This is a genomic window from Xanthobacter sp. YC-JY1 (genome assembly GCF_021730305.1).
Taxonomy (GTDB): Bacteria; Pseudomonadota; Alphaproteobacteria; order Rhizobiales; family Xanthobacteraceae; genus Xanthobacter; species Xanthobacter flavus.
Genome location: NZ_CP032674.1, coordinates 4,816,358 through 4,833,234, shown reverse-complemented (window position 1 = coordinate 4,833,234; position 16,877 = coordinate 4,816,358). Strand labels below are relative to the sequence as shown.

The window sequence follows — 16,877 nt, the reverse complement described above, 5'->3', positions numbered from 1 at the left end:
GGAGCCTCCCGACCTGATTGCCACGCACGGCCCCCCGGCGAGGGGGCGCCATAGGGCAGCTAATGCTTTCGGGGCCCGAAGGTTCCGCCTTGCCCGTGAGTCATCGCGCCGCACGCCGTGCCCGGAGAGGCTGGCGTGGGGCGGTGTCGGAAGTGTGAAGCCCCGGGTTGGGCGACGGTAAATTGCGGTAACGCTACTCGGCCGCCGCCTTCAGCTCGAGCACGGTGGGCAGGCCGTTCATCTGCGCCAGCACGTCGGTGATCTGCGGCACGTTCTTAGCCCCATTGCCGAGGCCCTCGGCCGCCGCATACAGGTTCTTCACCGTGGCGCTGATGAAGGCCGAGGCACCGGTGTTGGTGGCGAGGTTGGTGACGTAGCGCATGTCCTTGTGGGCGTTGGTGATGGTGAAGCGGTGGGCATTCACATTGCCCTCCAGCACGTAGCCCATGAAGGTCTGGTAGAAGCCGCAATCCATGCGCGAGCCGCGGATGACGCTGTCGAAGACCTCCGCCGTGACGCCGACCTTGCCGGCGATGGCCAGCGCCTCGGCATAGATGGCGCCGTAGCCCAGCGACAGGAAGTTGTTGAGCAGCTTCATGGTGTGGCCCGCGCCCGGCGCGCCCACGCGCACGATGCGGCTAGCGAAGGCCGCCACCACCGGCTCGATCACGGCGAACGCCGCATCTTCCGCCCCCACCATCGCGGAAAGGGCGCCTTCCTCTGCCTGGATGGGCGTGCCGCCCATCGGCGCGTCGCACAGGAAGATGCCGTCCTTGGCGAGCTCTGCCGCCAGAGCCATGGTCAGCGTCGGCTCGGAGGTGGAGGTATCGATGATGTGGAGCCCGGCCTTGGCGGCCTTCAGGATGCCGTTCTCGCCGTTGAGCACCTCATTCACCTGCGGTGCGCCGGTAACGCAGAGCACGATCACGTCGCACTGGGCCGCCATCTCGGCGGGGGTCTTCACCTCGGTGGCGCCGCGGGAGACCAGATCCTCCACCGGCGCCCGGTTGCGGTGGCCCATGACGGCCAGCGGAAAGCCCTTGGCGAGGATGTTCTTCGCCATGCCGTGGCCCATGAGGCCGACCCCGATGAAACCAACCCGCGTACCCGCCATGGCGTCCTCCCGATTCGTATCGTCGCAGCTGTCGTTGCCGTTGCCGCTAAATCGTTTAGCATGGCCGAAAGGACGGCGCGAGACGCGACAGATCCGCTATAGGGATGGCCCATGGACGAGACGATTCCTCCTCCGCCGGGTGCCGCTCACCCCGGTGCATCTCCCGCCGGTGCGCCCATCGGCAAGGTGACGCTCCAGGGCCTCGCCCGAGAACTGGGGCTGTCCACGGCCACCATCTCGCTGGCCCTGCGCGACAGCCCAATGGTCGCCGAGGCGACGCGCCTGAAGGTTCAGGAGGCGGCGCGGGCGCGCGGCTATGTGGCGAACCGTGGTGCCGCCGCGCTGCGCACGGCGCGCACCAACATCGTCGCCCTCGGCCTGCATGACATCGTGAACCCCTCCTTCACCGAGCTTCTGGCGGCGGTGGAGGATGCTCTCTCCGAGGCCGGCAAGACCGTACTTCTGGGCGTGAGCCAGGAGGACGTGGCGCGCCAGACCCGCACACTGGGCACGCTGGCGGAATATCGGCCCGACGCCTTCCTCGTCTCTCCGGCCGCCCATTCGCGGGTGGAGGACCTGAAGGCGCTCGCCTCCACCGGCATCGCCGTGGTGCAGGTGACGCGCGAGATCGAGGGCTCCGGCTTCGACTTCGCCGGCTCCGACGACGTGACCGGCGTGGCGCTGGGCGTGGCGCACCTCGTGGCGCTGGGGCACCGGCGCATCGGCATGATCGGCGGCTTCGGCGCCATCTCCACCGGCCGCAAGCGCTTCGCCGGATACAAGGCTGGCCTTGCCGCCGCCGGCATCCCGCTCGATCCGACGCTGGTGATGGAAGGGCCGGGCCTGCGCGCGGAGGGCCGCAAGGCCATGGCCCGCCTGCTGGCGCTGGACGAGCCGCCCACTGCCGCCGTGTGCTTCAACGACCTTTCCGCCTTCGGCGCGCTGATGGAGCTGCAGGCGGCCGGCCTTACCGCCGGTCGGGATTTCTCCCTCGTCGGCTATGACGACATCGAGGAGGCGCGGGTGTGGCACCCGCCGCTGACCACGGTGCACACCTTCATTCCCGAATATGGCCGCGCCGCCGCGACGCTGGCCCTCAAGCGCATCGCCGATCCCGGACGGCCGGTGGAGCGGGCGGTGATGACGCCCGAGCTGGTGGTGCGCGCCAGCACCTGCGCCCCCGTGCCGGTGAAGCGCCGGCCCCTATGATCGTTCCGGTATCCGAGGCCGACGATCCGCGCATCGCCGGCTTCCGCGCCGTGCGCGAGCGCGATCTGGTGGGGCGGCAGGGCGGCTTCATGGCCGAGGGCGAGGTGGTGCTGCGCCTCCTCGCCAGCCGGCTGGGGACACGCGGCGGCCATCGCCTCTCCTCCGTGCTGCTGTCGCAGGCGCAGGCGGAGCGGCTGTCCGACCTCATCGCGCAACTGCCGGAAGACCTGCCCGTTCTTGTGGCGCCGCAGGCGGTGATGGACGCCATCGTCGGCTTTCACATCCATCGCGGCATCCTCGCGCTGGGCGCCGCTCGCCCGCTGCCGGAAGCCGGCGCGTTGCTTGAAAGGCTGGGGCCGCGCGCACTGGTGGTGGCGGCCCTTGGCCTCACCAATCACGACAATATGGGGGGCATCTTCCGCAATGCCGCGGCCTTCGGCGCCGATGCGGTGATCCTCGATGAGGCCTCCTGCGATCCGCTCTATCGCAAGGCGATCCGCGTCTCCGTGGGGGCGAGCCTCGTGGTGCCGTTCGCGCGGGTGCCCGATGCCGGCGTGCTCATCGCGCTTCTCGCCGCGCGGGGCTTCGAGGCGGTGGCGCTTTCGCCGTCCGGGCGGGAAACGTTGTCCCGTCTCACCCGCCCGCCGCGCGTCGCCGCATTGTTCGGCACGGAGGGGCCGGGCCTTCCGGATGCGGTGATGGCGCGGGTGCGCACGGTGGCCATCCCCATGGCGGAGGGCTTCGACAGCCTCAACGTCGCCACCACCTCCGGGATCGTGCTGCACCATCTGGCGGGGGTCTGAGCGGACGATGCGCGTGCCCCGCCCTGGTCATCGCCCGCTTCATGCGGGCGATCCACGATGCCGCGAAAGGGGTGCCCATCGGCGAAAACTGGACGAGCGGAGGGGTGGATCCCCCGGACGAGCCGGAGGATGACGGTGAACAGCCGGGGATGACGGCGCAAAAGCCGGGGCGGTTCCCCCAGCCGCCCCTCAATGCCCGCGCGAGGCGAGGTGGCGGTGGAGCGTGGAGCGGTGGATGCCGAGGCGGCGGGCGGCGCGGGAGATGTTGCCGTCGCATTCCTTCAGGGCGGCATCCATGGCGGCGCGGGTGACGCTGCCGAGATCACCGGACAGGCCGGGCGCGGGATCTCCCGCCTGAGACGCCGGGAGCGTTGAGGCGGCGGGCTGCGCAGGACTGCGCAGATCGGCGGCGCTGATGTCGGCGGGCAGCGCCTCCGGCCCCACCGTCTCACCCGGCTCGGCGAGGGCGAGCAGCACCTTGAGCACGCCGGTGAGTTGGCGGAAATTGCCCGGCCACGTATGGCGCGCCAGCGCCTCGCGGCATGCGGGCGACAGCAGGGGCGCGTCCGCCCCCGGGCCGGCCATGTCGCGCCACAGCCGCTCCACCAGCGCTTCCCGGTCCGCGAGGCTGCGCAGGGGCGGCAGGGTGACGGTGTATTGGGCGATGCGGAAATAGAGGTCGGCGCGGAAGCTGCCCTGCTCCACCAGCATTTTCAGATCGCGGTGGGAGGCGCAGACGAGGGCGAAATCCACCTTCACCGCCTTGCCGCCGCCGAGCGGCGTCACCTCCCGCTCCTGCAGCACGCGCAACAGGCGGCTCTGCAGGCCCAGCGGCATGTCGCCGATCTCGTCGAGAAACAGCACGCCGCCGTCCGCCTCGCGGAACAGGCCCTTGAAGCCGGCGCGGCGGGCGCCGGTGAAGGCGCCGTCCTCATAGCCGAACAGCTCGGATTCGATGAGCCCTTCCGGCAGCGCGGCACAGTTCACCGCGGCGAAGGTGCGGTCCGCGCGCGGTCCGCGGGCGTGGATCTGGCGGGCGAACACCTCCTTGCCGGAGCCGGTCTCGCCCTGGATCAGCACGGGCACGCCCGCATTCATCAGCCGGATGGCGCGGCCCAGCGCCTGCTCGGTCTCCGCATCGAAGCTGGGGCCGGCAGGGGCCGGGGCAGCAGGCGGCGCGACGGCGGGCACCGCCGCCATCCGCACGGGGGCGGGGGCCTGCCGCTCCAGCCGCAGCATGACGGGGCCGTTGGGCGTGCGGGCGCGGCGGGCATCGCCCGGGCGGCCGAGGCTGCCCTCGAACAGTTCGGAGAAGCGCCGCGCGCCCAGCGCATCCCAGCCGAGGCCGAGCAGAGAGAGGCCGGGGCGGTTGGCGGCGACGAGGCGGTGGTCCTCGAACACCAGCACGCCCTCGCGCGCGGTGCCGAGGAAGGAGGGGTCGGCGTGGAAGCGCACCACGTCCCGGCCGGGGAAGGCGCCCTCGAACAGCCGGTGCTCCACCTGCCCCACGGCCAGTTCCACCAGCGCCAGCGCATGATGATGCGGCACGGCGGCCGGGCCGGAGAGGTCGAGCAGGCCGACCAGCTCGCCGAAGGGGTCGTGGATGGGCGCGGCGGCGCAGGTGAGGATGCCGTGCGGCTCGGCATAATGCTCGGCACCGCGCACCTCGATGCCCCGCCGCTCGATGAGCGCCGTGCCGATGGCGTTGGTGCCGCTGTCCGCCTCGCTCCAGCTCACGCCCGGCCGCAGCGCCACCTGCGCCGCGCGATCCGCGAAATCGGCGCTGCCCACGGTGTCGAGCACGAGGCCGGTGGGATCGGTGAGGATGACGATGCCGCCCGCGGCGCTGGCGCTGAGATGCAGCGCCTCCAGCTCCGGCCGGCAGCGGCGGCGCAGCGCCTCATACCGCTCGCGGCGGATGGACAATTCCCCCTGCGTCAGCGGCTCGGCCTTCAGCCGGCCGCCCACGGGCAGGCCGCGCTCGGCACAGCGGGTCCAGGAGCGGATGATGGGAAGGGCAAGCGCCTGCTCCGCCCCGGGCGCACCGGAAAAGAACCGGCGGCGGGCGGTGAGCAGCTCGTCCGGTGGCGGCACCGGCGAGAGGGGCGGAAATGGCGCAGGCATTCGTCCCTCGGCTCGTTTCGCTTCCCCAACGCGACATTATGCGGTGCCGACTGTCGCATTTTGCGACAGGTGTCGCGGCACCCTGTTCTTATGCGCGACAGTCTCGCACGACTATTCGTCGCGCGTAAAGTCGGGCTTCTGCGTAGGTCCGTCTGGCGCCGACAAAATCAAGATGTGACAGGATCTTCCCGCGCTGCAAATAAAGGCGTGCGGTGCAGCTTCGAGAACTGGCACGGCCGCTGCAAACCCTCTGGCACCACCCATGGGAGGGAATAATGAACAGCCCAGCCTTTCTCTCGAGCGCCCACACCTCGCCCTTCAAGCCGCGCTACGGCAACTTCATCGGCGGCACCTTCGTCGAGCCGGTGAACGGCCGTTATTTCGAGAACACCTCCCCCATCACCGGCAAGGTGATCTGTGAGGTTCCCCGCTCCGACGAGCACGACATCGAGCGCGCGCTCGACGCCGCCCATGCCGCCAAGAAGGCCTGGGGCCGCACCTCCGCCGCCGACCGCGCGCTGGTGCTGCTGAAGATCGCCGACCGGCTCGAGGCCAATCTCGAACTCCTCGCCCGCGCTGAGACCTGGGACAACGGCAAGCCGATCCGCGAGACGACCCTGGCGGACATCCCCCTCGCCATCGACCATTTCCGCTATTTCGCCGCCTGCGTCCGTGCCCAGGAAGGCACGCTTGGCGAGATCGATCACGACACCATCGCCTATCACTACCATGAGCCCCTCGGCGTGGTCGGCCAGATCATCCCCTGGAACTTCCCCATCCTGATGGCGGCGTGGAAGCTCGCCCCTGCGCTCGCCGCCGGCAATTGCGTGGTGCTGAAGCCGGCCGAGCAGACCCCCGCCTCGATCCTCGTACTCGCTGAACTCATCGCCGACCTGCTGCCCCCCGGCGTGCTCAACATCGTCAACGGCTTCGGCCTCGAGGCCGGCAAGCCGCTCGCCTCCTCGCCGCGCATCTCCAAGATCGCCTTCACCGGCGAGACTGGCACCGGCCGGCTCATCATGGGCTATGCCGCGCAGAACCTCATTCCGGTGACGCTGGAACTCGGCGGCAAGTCGCCCAACATCTTCTTCGCCGACGTGGCGGCCGAGGATGACGACTTCCTCGACAAGGCCGTGGAAGGCTTCGTCATGTTCGCCCTCAACCAGGGCGAGGTCTGCACGTGCCCCAGCCGCGCGCTGGTTCAGGAGAGCATCTTCGACAAGTTCATGGAGAAGGCGCTCGCCCGCGTCGCCGCCATCAAGCAGGGCTCGCCGCTCGATCCTTCGACCATGATCGGCGCGCAGGCTTCTTCCGAGCAGATGCACAAGATCCTCTCCTACATCGACATCGGTCGTGCGGAAGGCGCGCAGGTTCTGGCCGGCGGCGAGCGCAACGTGCTCACCGGCGAGCTGGCGGACGGCTTCTACGTGAAGCCCACCGTGTTCCTTGGCAAGAACAACATGCGCATCTTCCAGGAAGAGATCTTCGGCCCGGTGGTCTCCGTCACCACCTTCAAGGACGAGGAAGAGGCGCTGCACATCGCCAACGACACCCTCTTCGGCCTCGGCGCCGGCCTGTGGACCCGCGACGGCTCGCGCGCCTACCGCGTCGGCCGCGAGATCGAGGCGGGCCGCGTGTGGACTAACTGCTACCACGCCTACCCGGCCCACGCGGCCTTCGGCGGCTACAAGCAGTCCGGCATCGGCCGCGAGACCCACAAGATGATGCTCGATCACTACCAGCAGACCAAGAACCTGCTGGTCAGCTATTCGCCCAAGAAGCTCGGCTTCTTCTGAGCGGCGATCCGACTGCCCCCTCCCGGGGCTTAACCGGGGGTGGCCGTGGCCCCGCGCGCGTTTCGTTTCACCGTCCCATCGGCGCGCGCGGTGGCCTCAAAAAGCGGCCATCCCCGGCTTTTCCTTTGCGTGAGTGATTGAAGAAAAACACGGAGGGCCGACAGCCATGCGCCTCGACCGCAGACCCGTTTCCCCCGGGTCTGCGGCGTCGGTGTTTGGGGGCGCCCCGGACCAGCGACGGCGCAGCCGGAGCGCCGATCCGGGGTCCAGGAGAAAAACCGCGCAGCGGGCAATGCCTTGCCGGTGGCTGGACGGCGAAGCGCCTTCGGCAGTCCCTAGCGCTGGATCCCGGCTCTCCTTCCACTCCGCTGCGCCCGTTGCAGTCAGCCGGGATGCGAGGGCGCGCGAGACCGCGGGACGATCGGGTGCCTACCCCTTCCCCGCCTTCAGCAGCGCCAGGAGCCCCGTGAGCAAGTCCACCGGCGTCGGCGGGCAGCCGGGGATCTTGAGATCCACCGGCACCACGGCCCCGGCGCCATCCGTCACCGCATAGCTGCCCGCGAAGACGCCGCCATTGATGGCGCAGTCGCCGGCCGCCACCACCCATTTCGGGCCGGGCGTGGCGTCATAGGTGCGCTTCAGCGCCTCGGCCATATTCTTCGCCACCGGTCCCGTCACCAAGAGCACGTCCGCATGGCGGGGCGAGGCGACGAAGCGGATGCCGAAGCGGTCGAGATCGTAAAAGGCGTTGCCCAGCGCGTGGATTTCCAGCTCGCAGCCGTTGCAGGAGCCCGCATCCACCTCGCGGATGGAGAGGCTGCGGCCGAGCCGCGCGCGGGCGGCCGCGTCCAGCTCGCGCGCCAGCGCTTCCACCGCCGCGTCGTCCGGGGCGGTCTCGGTGAGGGGGGCCTTGAGGAGGCCCTGGAGCAGGAGCTTCCGCATCAGAGATCTACTCCCGAATAGGAGCAGTTGAAGGATTTGTTGCAGAGGGGGAAGTCGGCGACGATGTTGCCCTCGATCGCGGTCTCCAGCAGCGGCCACTGGAACCAGGAGGGATCGCGCAGATGCGCCCGGCGCACGCGCCCGTCGCCCTCCAGCGCCACGAAGGCGAAGACATCGCCCCGGAAGCTCTCCACCAGCGCCACGCCCTCGCCGCCGCCCGCCGGCACGGGCGCGAGGATGTCGCTCTTGGGCAGTGTGTCGAGGAGGCGGATGATGAGGCCGAGACTTTCCTCCACCTCGCGGATGCGCACCCACACACGGGCGTTCACGTCCCCATCCGCGCGCACCGGCACCTCGAACGGCAGGCGGTCGTAGGGCGGATAGGGCAAGGCGCGGCGGGCGTCGAAGCCGCGGCCCGAGGCGCGGCCGACGAACCCGCCGGCGCCGAATGTGCGCACATAGTCCGGCTTGGTGAAGCCGGTCCCCACGGTGCGGTCCTGCAGCGAGGCGGTCTCGTCATAGAGGCGGACGAGGGCGGGGAAGGCGCGGCGCACCTCGGCCACCATCGCCTTCACGCCCGCAATGGCCTCCGTCGGTATGTCCTGCGCGACGCCGCCGGGCACCACGCGGTCCATCATCAGCCGGTGGCCGAAGGCACGGGCGGAGGCGCGCAGCACACGCTCGCGCAGCACGCCGCAATGGGCCAGCATGATGGCGAACGCAGCATCGTTGCAGATGGCGCCGATGTCGCCGAGATGGTTGGCGAGGCGCTCGAGTTCCGCCATCAGACCGCGCAAGGCATGGGCGCGCTCCGGCACGGCGACGCCGCGCGCGGCTTCCACGGCGCGGCAGAAGGCGAGCGCATAGGCCACCGTGGCATCGCCCGAATGGCGCCCGGCGATGCGGGCGGCTTCCTCCGGCGTGCGGCCGGCCATCAGGCCTTCCATGCCCTTGTGGACATAGCCGAGGCGCTCCTCTAGCCGCACCACCGTCTCGCCATAGGCGGAGAAGCGGAAATGGCCGGGCTCGATGATGCCGGCATGGACCGGGCCGACCGGGATCTGGTGCAGCCCCTCGCCCTCAACCGGCAGCACCGGATAGGCCTCGCCCGCGCCCGCATCGGGGATGGCGGCGCCGAGCGGCGCGCGCACGCCCCAGCGGGCATGATCCAGCCACGGGCGGAGATCGGGCGCGCCCACGGGCGCCAGGCCAAAGAGATCGCGGATGGTCCGCTCCAGCCGGGCGGCGGGCGGATGGTGGCGCGCCACCGAGGGAAAGGCGCCGGTGGGGCAGGGGAGGCTCGCGAGGGCGAGGCGGCCGTTTGCTTCCTCTAGCAGCGCCATGTGGACGGCGCCGCTATCCCCGAACAGAGCGGAGAGGGTGAGGCGGCCAGCGGCCAGCTCCACGCAGAGGCCGGTCCATTCGGCCTCGTTCACGCTCACGCGCGGCCAGGGGCGGCAGGTGGAGCCGTTGCGGGCGAAGAGATCGGAGAGGTTGACCATGCCGCCCTCCTAGCCCAGCACCGCGGCCACGTGGCGGAACCACGCGACCAGCTCCGGGGGTAGATAAAGACCGGCAGCGAAGACCAGAGCGAGGTGCACGCCCATGGGCACATAGCTCGCCTTCACCGGATCGGTGCCCGGGCTCGGCTCGCCGAAGGCGATGGCTGAGAGCTTCACCATCAGCGCCCCGAAGGCGATCAGCAGCCCCAGGACGAGGATCAGCGCCAGCCAGGGCCGCGCGGCGAACGCACTCGTCACCACCAGGAACTCGCTCATGAACACACCGGCCGGCGGCAGGCCGGCAATGGCCACGACGCCGGCCACCAGGCTCCAGCCGAGCAGCGGGTGGGAGGTGGTGAGCCCGCGGATCTTCGCCAGCTCCTGCGTGCCCTTCACCTGACAGGCATGGCCCACGGCGAAGAAGATGGCGGACTTGGTGAGGCTGTGCATGGTCATGTGCAGCAGCCCGGCGAAATTCGCCAGCGGCCCGCCGAGCCCGAAGGCGAAGGCGATGATGCCCATGTGCTCGATGGAGGAATAGGCGAAGAGCCGTTTGATGTCGCGCCGCCGGTACAGCATGAAGCCGGCCAGCAGCAGGGAGCCGAGGCCCATGGCCATCATCAGCGGCCCCGGCGCCAACGTGCCGGGATGGGCGGCGAGCAGCGACTTGAAGCGCAGCACCGCGAACAGCGCCACGTTGAGCAGGAGGCCCGACAGCACCGCCGAGATGGGGGTGGGGCCTTCGGAATGCGCATCCGGCAGCCAGGCATGGAGCGGCGCGAGGCCCACCTTGGTGCCGTAGCCGAGCAGCAGGAACACGAAGGCGACGTTGAGCAAGGCGGGGTCGAATTCGCGGGCGTGCTTCATCAGCACGCTCCAGATCATCCCGTCCGTGCCTTCGCCCACCACGGGCTGCGCCACCATGTAGACGAGGATGGTGCCGAACAGAGCGAGCGCGATGCCCACCGAGCCGAGCATGAAGTATTTCCACGCCGCCTCGATGGCCGCCTCGGTGCGGTAGAGGCCGACCATGAGCACGGTGGTGAGCGTCGCCACCTCGATGGCCACCCACATGACGCCGAGATTGTTGGAGAGCAGCGCCAGCGTCATGGCGCCGAGCAGCACCTGATACATGGCGTGGTAGAAGCGCAGGTTGAGCGGCGTCAGCCGCCCGGTCTCCAGTTCGTGGGCGATGTATCCGGCGCTGAACCAGGCGGTGGTGAAGGCGACGAAGGTGTTCAGCACCACGAAGACGATGTTGAGATCGTCGACGATGAGGAACGGCCCCTGAATCCGCGGCGCGCCGAGCAGCAGCAGCGCCAGCGCGAAGGTGAGGCCGCAGGCGGCGACATTGAGGAACGCCCCCACGCGATAGGAGGGCACCAGCGCCAGCAGCACCGCGCTTGCGGCCGGCACGGCCACCAGCACGGGGGCGGGATCTACGAGGAGGCCGGACAGGAGGTTCATGCGCGCCCTCCCCGGAAGCGGTCGAGGGCGTCCACGTCCACGGTGTCGAACCGCTCGCGGATGCGGAACAGGAAGATGCCGATGACGATGAGGGCGATGAGCACCGAGAAGGCGACGGAAATCTCCACCACCAGCGGCATGCCCTTGGCGCCGGTGGCGGCGAGGATGAGGCCGTTCTCCAGCGACATGAAGCCGATGACCTGACTGACGGCATTGCGCCGCGTCACCATCATCAGGAGGCCGAGCAGCACCACGGAGAGGGCGAAGGCAAGGTCTTCCCGCGCCAGCGCATCGGCCGCGCCGCCCACCGCGGCGGTGGCCTTCAGCATGACGACGAGGGAGAGCGCCACGAGGGCGATGCCGGCGAGCATGGTGGGGCCGATGGAGACCACCGTCTCCACCTGCCGGTGGATGCCGAGGCGGGCCACCATCCGCGCCAGCGCCAGCGGGATCACCACCGCCTTGAAGACGAGGGCAATGGCGGCGGTCACGTAGAGATGCGGCGCATCCTGCGCCAGCGCCTGCCAGCCCACGGAGAGGGACAGTACCACCGCCTGCAAAGCGAACACTTTCAGGAGGGCATAGAGCCGGTCCTGATAGAGCATCAGGAAGCTGATGAGCACCAGCGCGCCGGCGAACAGATGGGCCACGTCGAACACGAGGCTCGCCGAGAGGGCGGCGTCCAGCGGCGTTCCGTGCGCGATTTCCAGCGTGCGGTCCATCACAGGATCCTCGACACGAAGAGGAGCAGGGTTCCGAGCAGCCCCAGCATCAGCGCGGCGCCCAAGAAGTCCGGCACGCGGAACACCCGCATCTTGGCAATCGACGTCTCGAACACCGCGAGCAGCACCGCGCCCGCCGCGAGCTTGGCGCCATAGCTCGCCATGCCCAGCACCACCGCGCCCGCCCCGGCGCCGGCCGGCGCCAGACCCCACGGCAGGAACACGCAGGCGACGAGGGAGATGAAGAGCAGCAGCTTCAGCTGCGCGGCCAGCTCGATGAGCGCGAGGTGGCGGCCGGAATATTCCAGCACCATGGCCTCGTGCACCATGGTCAGCTCCAGATGGGTGGCGGGATTGTCCACCGGGATGCGCCCGTTCTCCGCCACCGCCACGATGGCCAATGCGACGAGCGCCAGCGCCAGCGACACGCGCAGGCCGACGCCCGCGACCATCACCGAGGCGATGGTGGAGAGCTGGGTGGAATGGGCGACGAGGGCGAGGGAGAAGACGATCATGATCATCGCCGGCTCGGCGAGGGAGGAGATCATCACCTCCCGGCTCGATCCGATGCCGCCGAAGCTGGTGCCCACATCCATGCCCGCCAGCGCGAGGAAGAAGCGGGCCGAGCCGAGCAGCGCGGTGATGACGATGAGGTCCGCCGACCAGGAGAAGATGAGCCCGGTGCCGAAGGTGGGCACCAGCGCCGCCGCCACCCACGTCGCCGCGAAAAGGAGGTAGGGCACGGCGCGGAACAGCCAGGAGGCGTTGTGGGCCAGCACCGCCTCCTTGTTCAGGAGCCGCGCGAGGTCGCGATAGGGCTGGAGCACGGAGGCGCCGCGCCGCCGGGTGAGGCGCGCCTTCACCTTGCGCACGAGGCCGGTGAGCAGCGGCGCCAGCGCCAGCACCAGCAGCATCTGGGTGCCCTGCACCAGAAGGTTCGCCATCATGTCCATAGCGCCAGCACCAGCAGCAGGAGGACGAGGGCGCCGAAGACCAGCGCCAGATATTGGCGGATGGTGAGATATTGCAGGCGGTTGGCCCGCGTCGCGATGCGCTCCACCAGCCCGGCCAGCGGCAGGAACAGGAAGGCCCAGGCGGGATCGCGCGCGGTGATCTCGATGCGCGCCGGGGCGAGCGAGCCGGGCGGCGGCATCTCCACTCGTTCCCGCGCGGCGAACAGCGTGCGGGCGAACACCCGGCGGATGGGCTGGGCGAAGGAGCCGGCGGAATATTGCGTCACCGGATCGGCATTGGGAAAGCCGCAGTCCCACGGCGGCGCGCGGCGCACCGCTCCGGTGGCGAGCCGGTGGATGATGAAGGCGGTGAGCAGCGCCGAGGAGGCGATGAAGAGGAAGACAAGGAGGCCGTTATAGGACGAACGGCTTTCCGCGACAGGCACGATGGAGAGCCACGCCACCTCGCTTTGCGCCGGCATCCTCACCCCGACCAGCGCCGTCACCGCCGGCTGCAGCGCATCGATGACGAGGCCGGGGAACAGGCCGGCGGCGACGCAGATGCCGGCAAGGGCGAGCATGGCCGCGCGGGAGAAGACGTCCACCTCATGGGCGTTCGCCGCCTGTTCGCTGCGCGCCCGGCCGAGGAAGACGATGCCGTAGAGCCGCACGAAGCACGCCGCCGCCAGCGCCGCGGCCAGCGCCAGCAGGGCGCCGGCTGCGGGCACCGAGAGCTTCAGGCCCCAGGCCGGCAGCTCGGGGCTGAGCAGGATGGCCTGGAACACCAGCCATTCGGAGGCGAAGCCGTTGAGCGGCGGCAAGGCCGAGATGGCGGCCGCGCCGATGAGCATGGCCACCGAGGTGACGGGCATGCGGTGGATGAGCCCGCCGAGGCGGTCCATCACCCGCGATCCCGTGGCGGTGAGCACGGCGCCGGCGCCGAAGAAGAGCAGGCTCTTCATGGCCGCATGGTTGAACACGTGGAACAAAGCCGCGGTGAATGCCAGCGCCGCCGCGCCGCCGAAGCCCGAGGCCTTGAAGGCGAGGGCGAGGCCGAGGCCGACGAAGATGAGGCCGATATTCTCGATGGTGGAGAAGGCGAGCACGCGCTTGGTGTCGCTCTGCAGCAGCGCCTGCAGCACGCCGACGACGCCGGCAATGGCGCCTGCGACGATCACTGGAATGCCCCACCACCAGTCCGGCGGGCCGGCGAGATCGAACACGATGCGGATGAAGCCGTAGACGGCCACCTTCGTCATCACCCCGCTCATGAGCGCGGAGACATGGCTCGGCGCGGCGGGGTGGGCGAGCGGCAGCCACACATGGAGCGGCACGAGGCCGGCCTTCGATCCCGCGCCGAGCATGGCGAGCGCCAGCACCACCGCTCCCGCCCAGCCGGTGGGTGGCGCGGCGCGCATGGCCTCGAAGGTGAAGCCCCCGCCGCCCCCCGCCAGAAGGCCGAAGGCCAGCATCAGCGCCAGCGTGCCGAACGAGGCCATGAGGATATAGACGAGGCCGGCCTGCACGTTGCCGGCCTCCTTGTCGTGGGAGACCACCAGCGCCCAGGAGGCCAGCGACATGAATTCCCACGCGAGGAGGAAGGTGTAGGCATCGGCCGCCAGCGGCACGAGGCTCATGCCGGCGAGAAAGGCGGGGAAGAAGGGCAGCACCCGCTCGGGCGCATGGTCGTGCCGGCCGTAGCCGAGGCCGTAGAGGCTCGCCGCCGCGCCGCCGAGGTTCACCACGAACAGGAAGACGGCGGAGAGCGCGTCGAGCCTGAGATTGGCGCCGATCCACGGAATGCCCAGCGGCAGCACGAGGCCGCCCGTGGGTGCCGGGATGGCGGTGAGGGCGGAGACGGCGGCAAGGAGCGTCACCACCAGCGCGCCGCCATAGACCACGGGGCGTCCGTAAGGTCCGCGCGCCAGCGCTGCGCCGGCCAGTGCCAGCAGCAGCAGGGCGGCCACCGCCGCGAGCGCGACCAGAAGCTGGAATGTGGGAGCGAGGGTCATCTCACTCCCCCGTCACGCGCGGCGCCTTGAGGCGCACACCGCGCCCGCCGCCGTCGCTCACGCCGCCTTCGCCAATGAGATCGACGCCGGCGGCATCGAGCGCGCCCACCAGCTTCATCAGCGAATCCACGTTGCCGCGGATCACGCCGTCGCTGGCTTCCATGCGCTGGATGGTGGGGAGCGAGAGGCCGCACAGGCCGGCAAGGGCGCGCTGGTCGAGGCCGAGAAGGGCGCGGGCGGCACGGAGCTGGGCAGCAGTAATCATGATCGCCAACGGCAGGCGTGAAGCGTGATTTATGCTGCTTACACCCGGTCTATTAAGCGATCAAGCATTATTAGTGATGTTTAAAACATCACATCGTCGCGAGGGCGGGCGCTGGGGTCGGCGCCCGCCCTTGCCGCGCGGCTCACGCCTCGCGGATGTCGTTGGCCACGCGGGCGAGGATCTCGACGATCCGCGTTTCGGCGCCGCGATTCTGCTCCAGCTTCTCGCGGGAGACGTCGCGCAGGTTCTCCAGCGCGGCTTCCACCAGGCGGGGCAACTCGGCGCCGTGGCTCGGACCGTTCTCGCTCCAGCCCATCCACTTCTTCACGCGGCCCATCTTGAGGCCGATCTCGGACAGCCGGCCGATGATGGCGTCGGCGAAGTCGCGGTTCTCGGCGAGATAGGCGCGGCCTTCCTCGGTGATGGCGTAGCGCTTCTTCGAGCCGTCCGCCTCGGCGGTCACGTAGCCGGCCTCTTCCAGGAAGGTGAGGGTGGGATAGACCACGCCCGGGCTCGGCGAATACCAGCCGGCGGTCTTCTCCTCGATCAGCTTGATGATCTCGTAGCCGTGACGCGGCTGCTCGGCGATGAGCGACAGGGCCAGAAGCTTGAGGTCGCCCTGGGCCAGCATGCGGCCGATGCGGAACATGTCGCCGCCGCCGCGCCCGCCGCGTCCGCCACCGCCGCGATGGCCGCCGAACTCGCCATGGCCACGGCCGGCGAACTCATGTTCTGCCATCTCGCGGCCACCAAACTCGCCGCCCATTTCGCCACCGAAACCGCGGCCACGGCGGGCGTCCCGCCAGTCTCGTCTGCATCCGAACATTCGGAAGTCTCCTTAGATATGTCGTTAGATATAGCGACGATGGTTATATCGTTCGATATATCTATCGCGCAAGAGGGCTCTCCGAAAATTCCGTTCAGGCTTTCTGAAGGCCCGTGCTTGCAGGATCGGCCGGATCGCCGGAGTGTTCCCGTATGGCCATGACCGATCAGGACAGAGCCGCCCGCGCGGCCCACGGCCTCGCCGCTGCCGCAGCGCCCGATGTGGCGGCAGCCGTCGAGGGCTGGCTGGCGCGGCTCGCCCACGAGCGCCGCCTCTCCGCCAAGACGCTGGAGGCCTATGCGCGCGATCTCTCCGTTGTGCTCGTCCGGCTCACCGACCATCTCGGCAAGCGCCCGACGCTTCCCGATCTTGCCGCGCTGACCCCGGCGGATGTGCGCGCCGTGCTCGCCTCCCGCCGGGCCGAGGGCGTGGCGCCGCGCACGCTGGTGCGCCTGCTCGCCGCCGCGCGGTCCTTCGGCCGGCATCTCGAGCGGGAAGGGCAGGGCAAGGTGGGAGCGCTCACGGCCGTGCGCGCGCCGAAGGTGCCGAAGGGCCTGCCCAAGCCCGTCTCCGTCGCCGCCGCCCGTGCGCTGGCCGATCCCGATACCCGGGCCGGCGAGGCACGGGAGGCCTGGGTGCTGGCGCGCGACGCGGCGGTCATCGGCCTTCTCTACGGGGCGGGCCTGCGCATCTCGGAAGCGTTGGGCCTGACGGCCGGGATGATGTCGCCCGGCACCACGCAGATCACGGTGACGGGGAAGGGCAACAAGACACGCATGGTGCCGCTGATTGCCCCGGTGCTCGCGGCGGTGGAGGCCTATCGCGGCCTCTGTCCTTATCCTCTGGCGCCGGACAAGCCGCTGTTCCGCGGGGCCAAGGGCGGGCCGCTCTCGCCGCGCATCGTGCAATTGGCGGTGGAGCGGATGCGCGGCGCGCTGGGCCTTCCCGACAGCGCGACGCCCCACGCTTTGCGCCATTCCTTCGCCACCCATCTCCTGTCGCGCGGCGGCGATCTGCGCGCGATTCAGGAACTGCTCGGTCACGCCTCCCTCTCCACCACGCAGATCTATACGCAGGTGGATGCCGCCGCCCTCATGAATGCCTGGCGCGCGGCCCATCCCAGGGCGCGCGCATAGACAGGA

At 69.9% G+C, this 16,877-nt stretch carries 14 protein-coding genes; 4 read left to right on the top strand and 10 right to left on the bottom strand.

Going from position 1 to position 16,877, the window contains the following annotated elements; all coding sequences use genetic code 11:
• Positions 1–193 precede the first annotated feature (193 nt).
• Positions 194–1,114 (bottom strand): NAD(P)-dependent oxidoreductase, encoded by a 921-nt coding sequence (locus tag D7006_RS22725; RefSeq protein WP_237354667.1) that lies wholly within the window; start codon positions 1,112–1,114, stop codon positions 194–196.
• A gap of 111 nt (positions 1,115–1,225) precedes the next feature.
• On the opposite strand from D7006_RS22725, the gene D7006_RS22720 reads away from it, so the two are divergent.
• Both D7006_RS22720 and D7006_RS22715 read left to right on the top strand, forming a co-directional pair.
• The gene (locus D7006_RS22720; RefSeq protein ID WP_229645564.1) at positions 1,226–2,323 is read left to right on the top strand and encodes a LacI family DNA-binding transcriptional regulator; all 1,098 of its coding nucleotides are present in this window, start codon (positions 1,226–1,228) and stop codon (positions 2,321–2,323) included.
• Complete coding sequence (locus D7006_RS22715; RefSeq protein WP_237354666.1) at positions 2,320–3,126, top strand: RNA methyltransferase; 807 nt, start codon at positions 2,320–2,322, stop codon at positions 3,124–3,126. The genes D7006_RS22720 and D7006_RS22715 overlap by 4 nt, the downstream gene beginning before the upstream one ends.
• A gap of 189 nt (positions 3,127–3,315) precedes the next feature.
• Here D7006_RS22715 and D7006_RS22710 read toward each other — a convergent pair whose 3' ends face one another.
• Positions 3,316–5,250 carry a sigma-54-dependent Fis family transcriptional regulator gene (locus D7006_RS22710; RefSeq protein WP_237354665.1) on the bottom strand — a complete coding sequence of 645 codons (1,935 nt, stop codon included), beginning with the start codon at positions 5,248–5,250 and terminating at the stop codon, positions 3,316–3,318.
• 275 nt (positions 5,251–5,525) lie between these two features.
• Here D7006_RS22710 and adh point away from each other — a divergent pair, with 275 nt between their 5' ends.
• Complete coding sequence (gene adh, locus D7006_RS22705; RefSeq protein ID WP_237354664.1) at positions 5,526–7,046, top strand: aldehyde dehydrogenase; 1,521 nt, start codon at positions 5,526–5,528, stop codon at positions 7,044–7,046.
• Positions 7,047–7,475: 429 nt separating this feature from the next.
• On the opposite strand, the gene D7006_RS22700 is transcribed toward adh, so the two are convergent.
• From D7006_RS22700 to D7006_RS22665, 8 genes are all read right to left on the bottom strand, one after another.
• Positions 7,476–7,988, bottom strand: a complete 513-nt coding sequence (locus D7006_RS22700) for an NADH-quinone oxidoreductase subunit B family protein (protein ID WP_237354663.1) — start codon at positions 7,986–7,988, stop codon at positions 7,476–7,478.
• Positions 7,988–9,490, bottom strand: a complete 1,503-nt coding sequence (locus tag D7006_RS22695; protein WP_237354662.1) for a nickel-dependent hydrogenase large subunit — start codon at positions 9,488–9,490, stop codon at positions 7,988–7,990. Before D7006_RS22695 ends, D7006_RS22700 begins: the two co-directional genes overlap by 1 nt.
• A 9-nt stretch (positions 9,491–9,499) precedes the next feature.
• Complete coding sequence (locus tag D7006_RS22690; protein ID WP_237354661.1) at positions 9,500–10,957, bottom strand: hydrogenase 4 subunit F; 1,458 nt, start codon at positions 10,955–10,957, stop codon at positions 9,500–9,502.
• Positions 10,954–11,679: a hydrogenase-4 component E gene (locus D7006_RS22685; RefSeq protein ID WP_156026286.1), complete on the bottom strand. Its 726-nt coding sequence runs from the start codon at positions 11,677–11,679 to the stop codon at positions 10,954–10,956. Before D7006_RS22685 ends, D7006_RS22690 begins: the two co-directional genes overlap by 4 nt.
• Positions 11,679–12,626 carry a respiratory chain complex I subunit 1 family protein gene (locus D7006_RS22680; RefSeq protein ID WP_371744984.1) on the bottom strand — a complete coding sequence of 316 codons (948 nt, stop codon included), beginning with the start codon at positions 12,624–12,626 and terminating at the stop codon, positions 11,679–11,681. The genes D7006_RS22685 and D7006_RS22680 overlap by 1 nt, the downstream gene beginning before the upstream one ends.
• Positions 12,623–14,644, bottom strand: a complete 2,022-nt coding sequence (gene hyfB, locus D7006_RS22675) for a hydrogenase 4 subunit B (RefSeq protein WP_237354659.1) — start codon at positions 14,642–14,644, stop codon at positions 12,623–12,625. The genes D7006_RS22680 and hyfB overlap by 4 nt, the downstream gene beginning before the upstream one ends.
• A gap of 1 nt (position 14,645) precedes the next feature.
• Entirely contained in the window at positions 14,646–14,909 is a 264-nt protein-coding gene (locus D7006_RS22670; protein WP_237354658.1) for a helix-turn-helix domain-containing protein, read from the bottom strand.
• A 142-nt stretch (positions 14,910–15,051) separates the two neighbouring features.
• Complete coding sequence (locus D7006_RS22665; RefSeq protein WP_169121968.1) at positions 15,052–15,648, bottom strand: PadR family transcriptional regulator; 597 nt, start codon at positions 15,646–15,648, stop codon at positions 15,052–15,054.
• Positions 15,649–15,887: 239 nt separating this feature from the next.
• Here D7006_RS22665 and D7006_RS22660 point away from each other — a divergent pair, with 239 nt between their 5' ends.
• The gene (locus D7006_RS22660) at positions 15,888–16,871 is read left to right on the top strand and encodes a tyrosine recombinase XerC (protein WP_237354657.1); all 984 of its coding nucleotides are present in this window, start codon (positions 15,888–15,890) and stop codon (positions 16,869–16,871) included.
• Positions 16,872–16,877 lie beyond the last annotated feature (6 nt).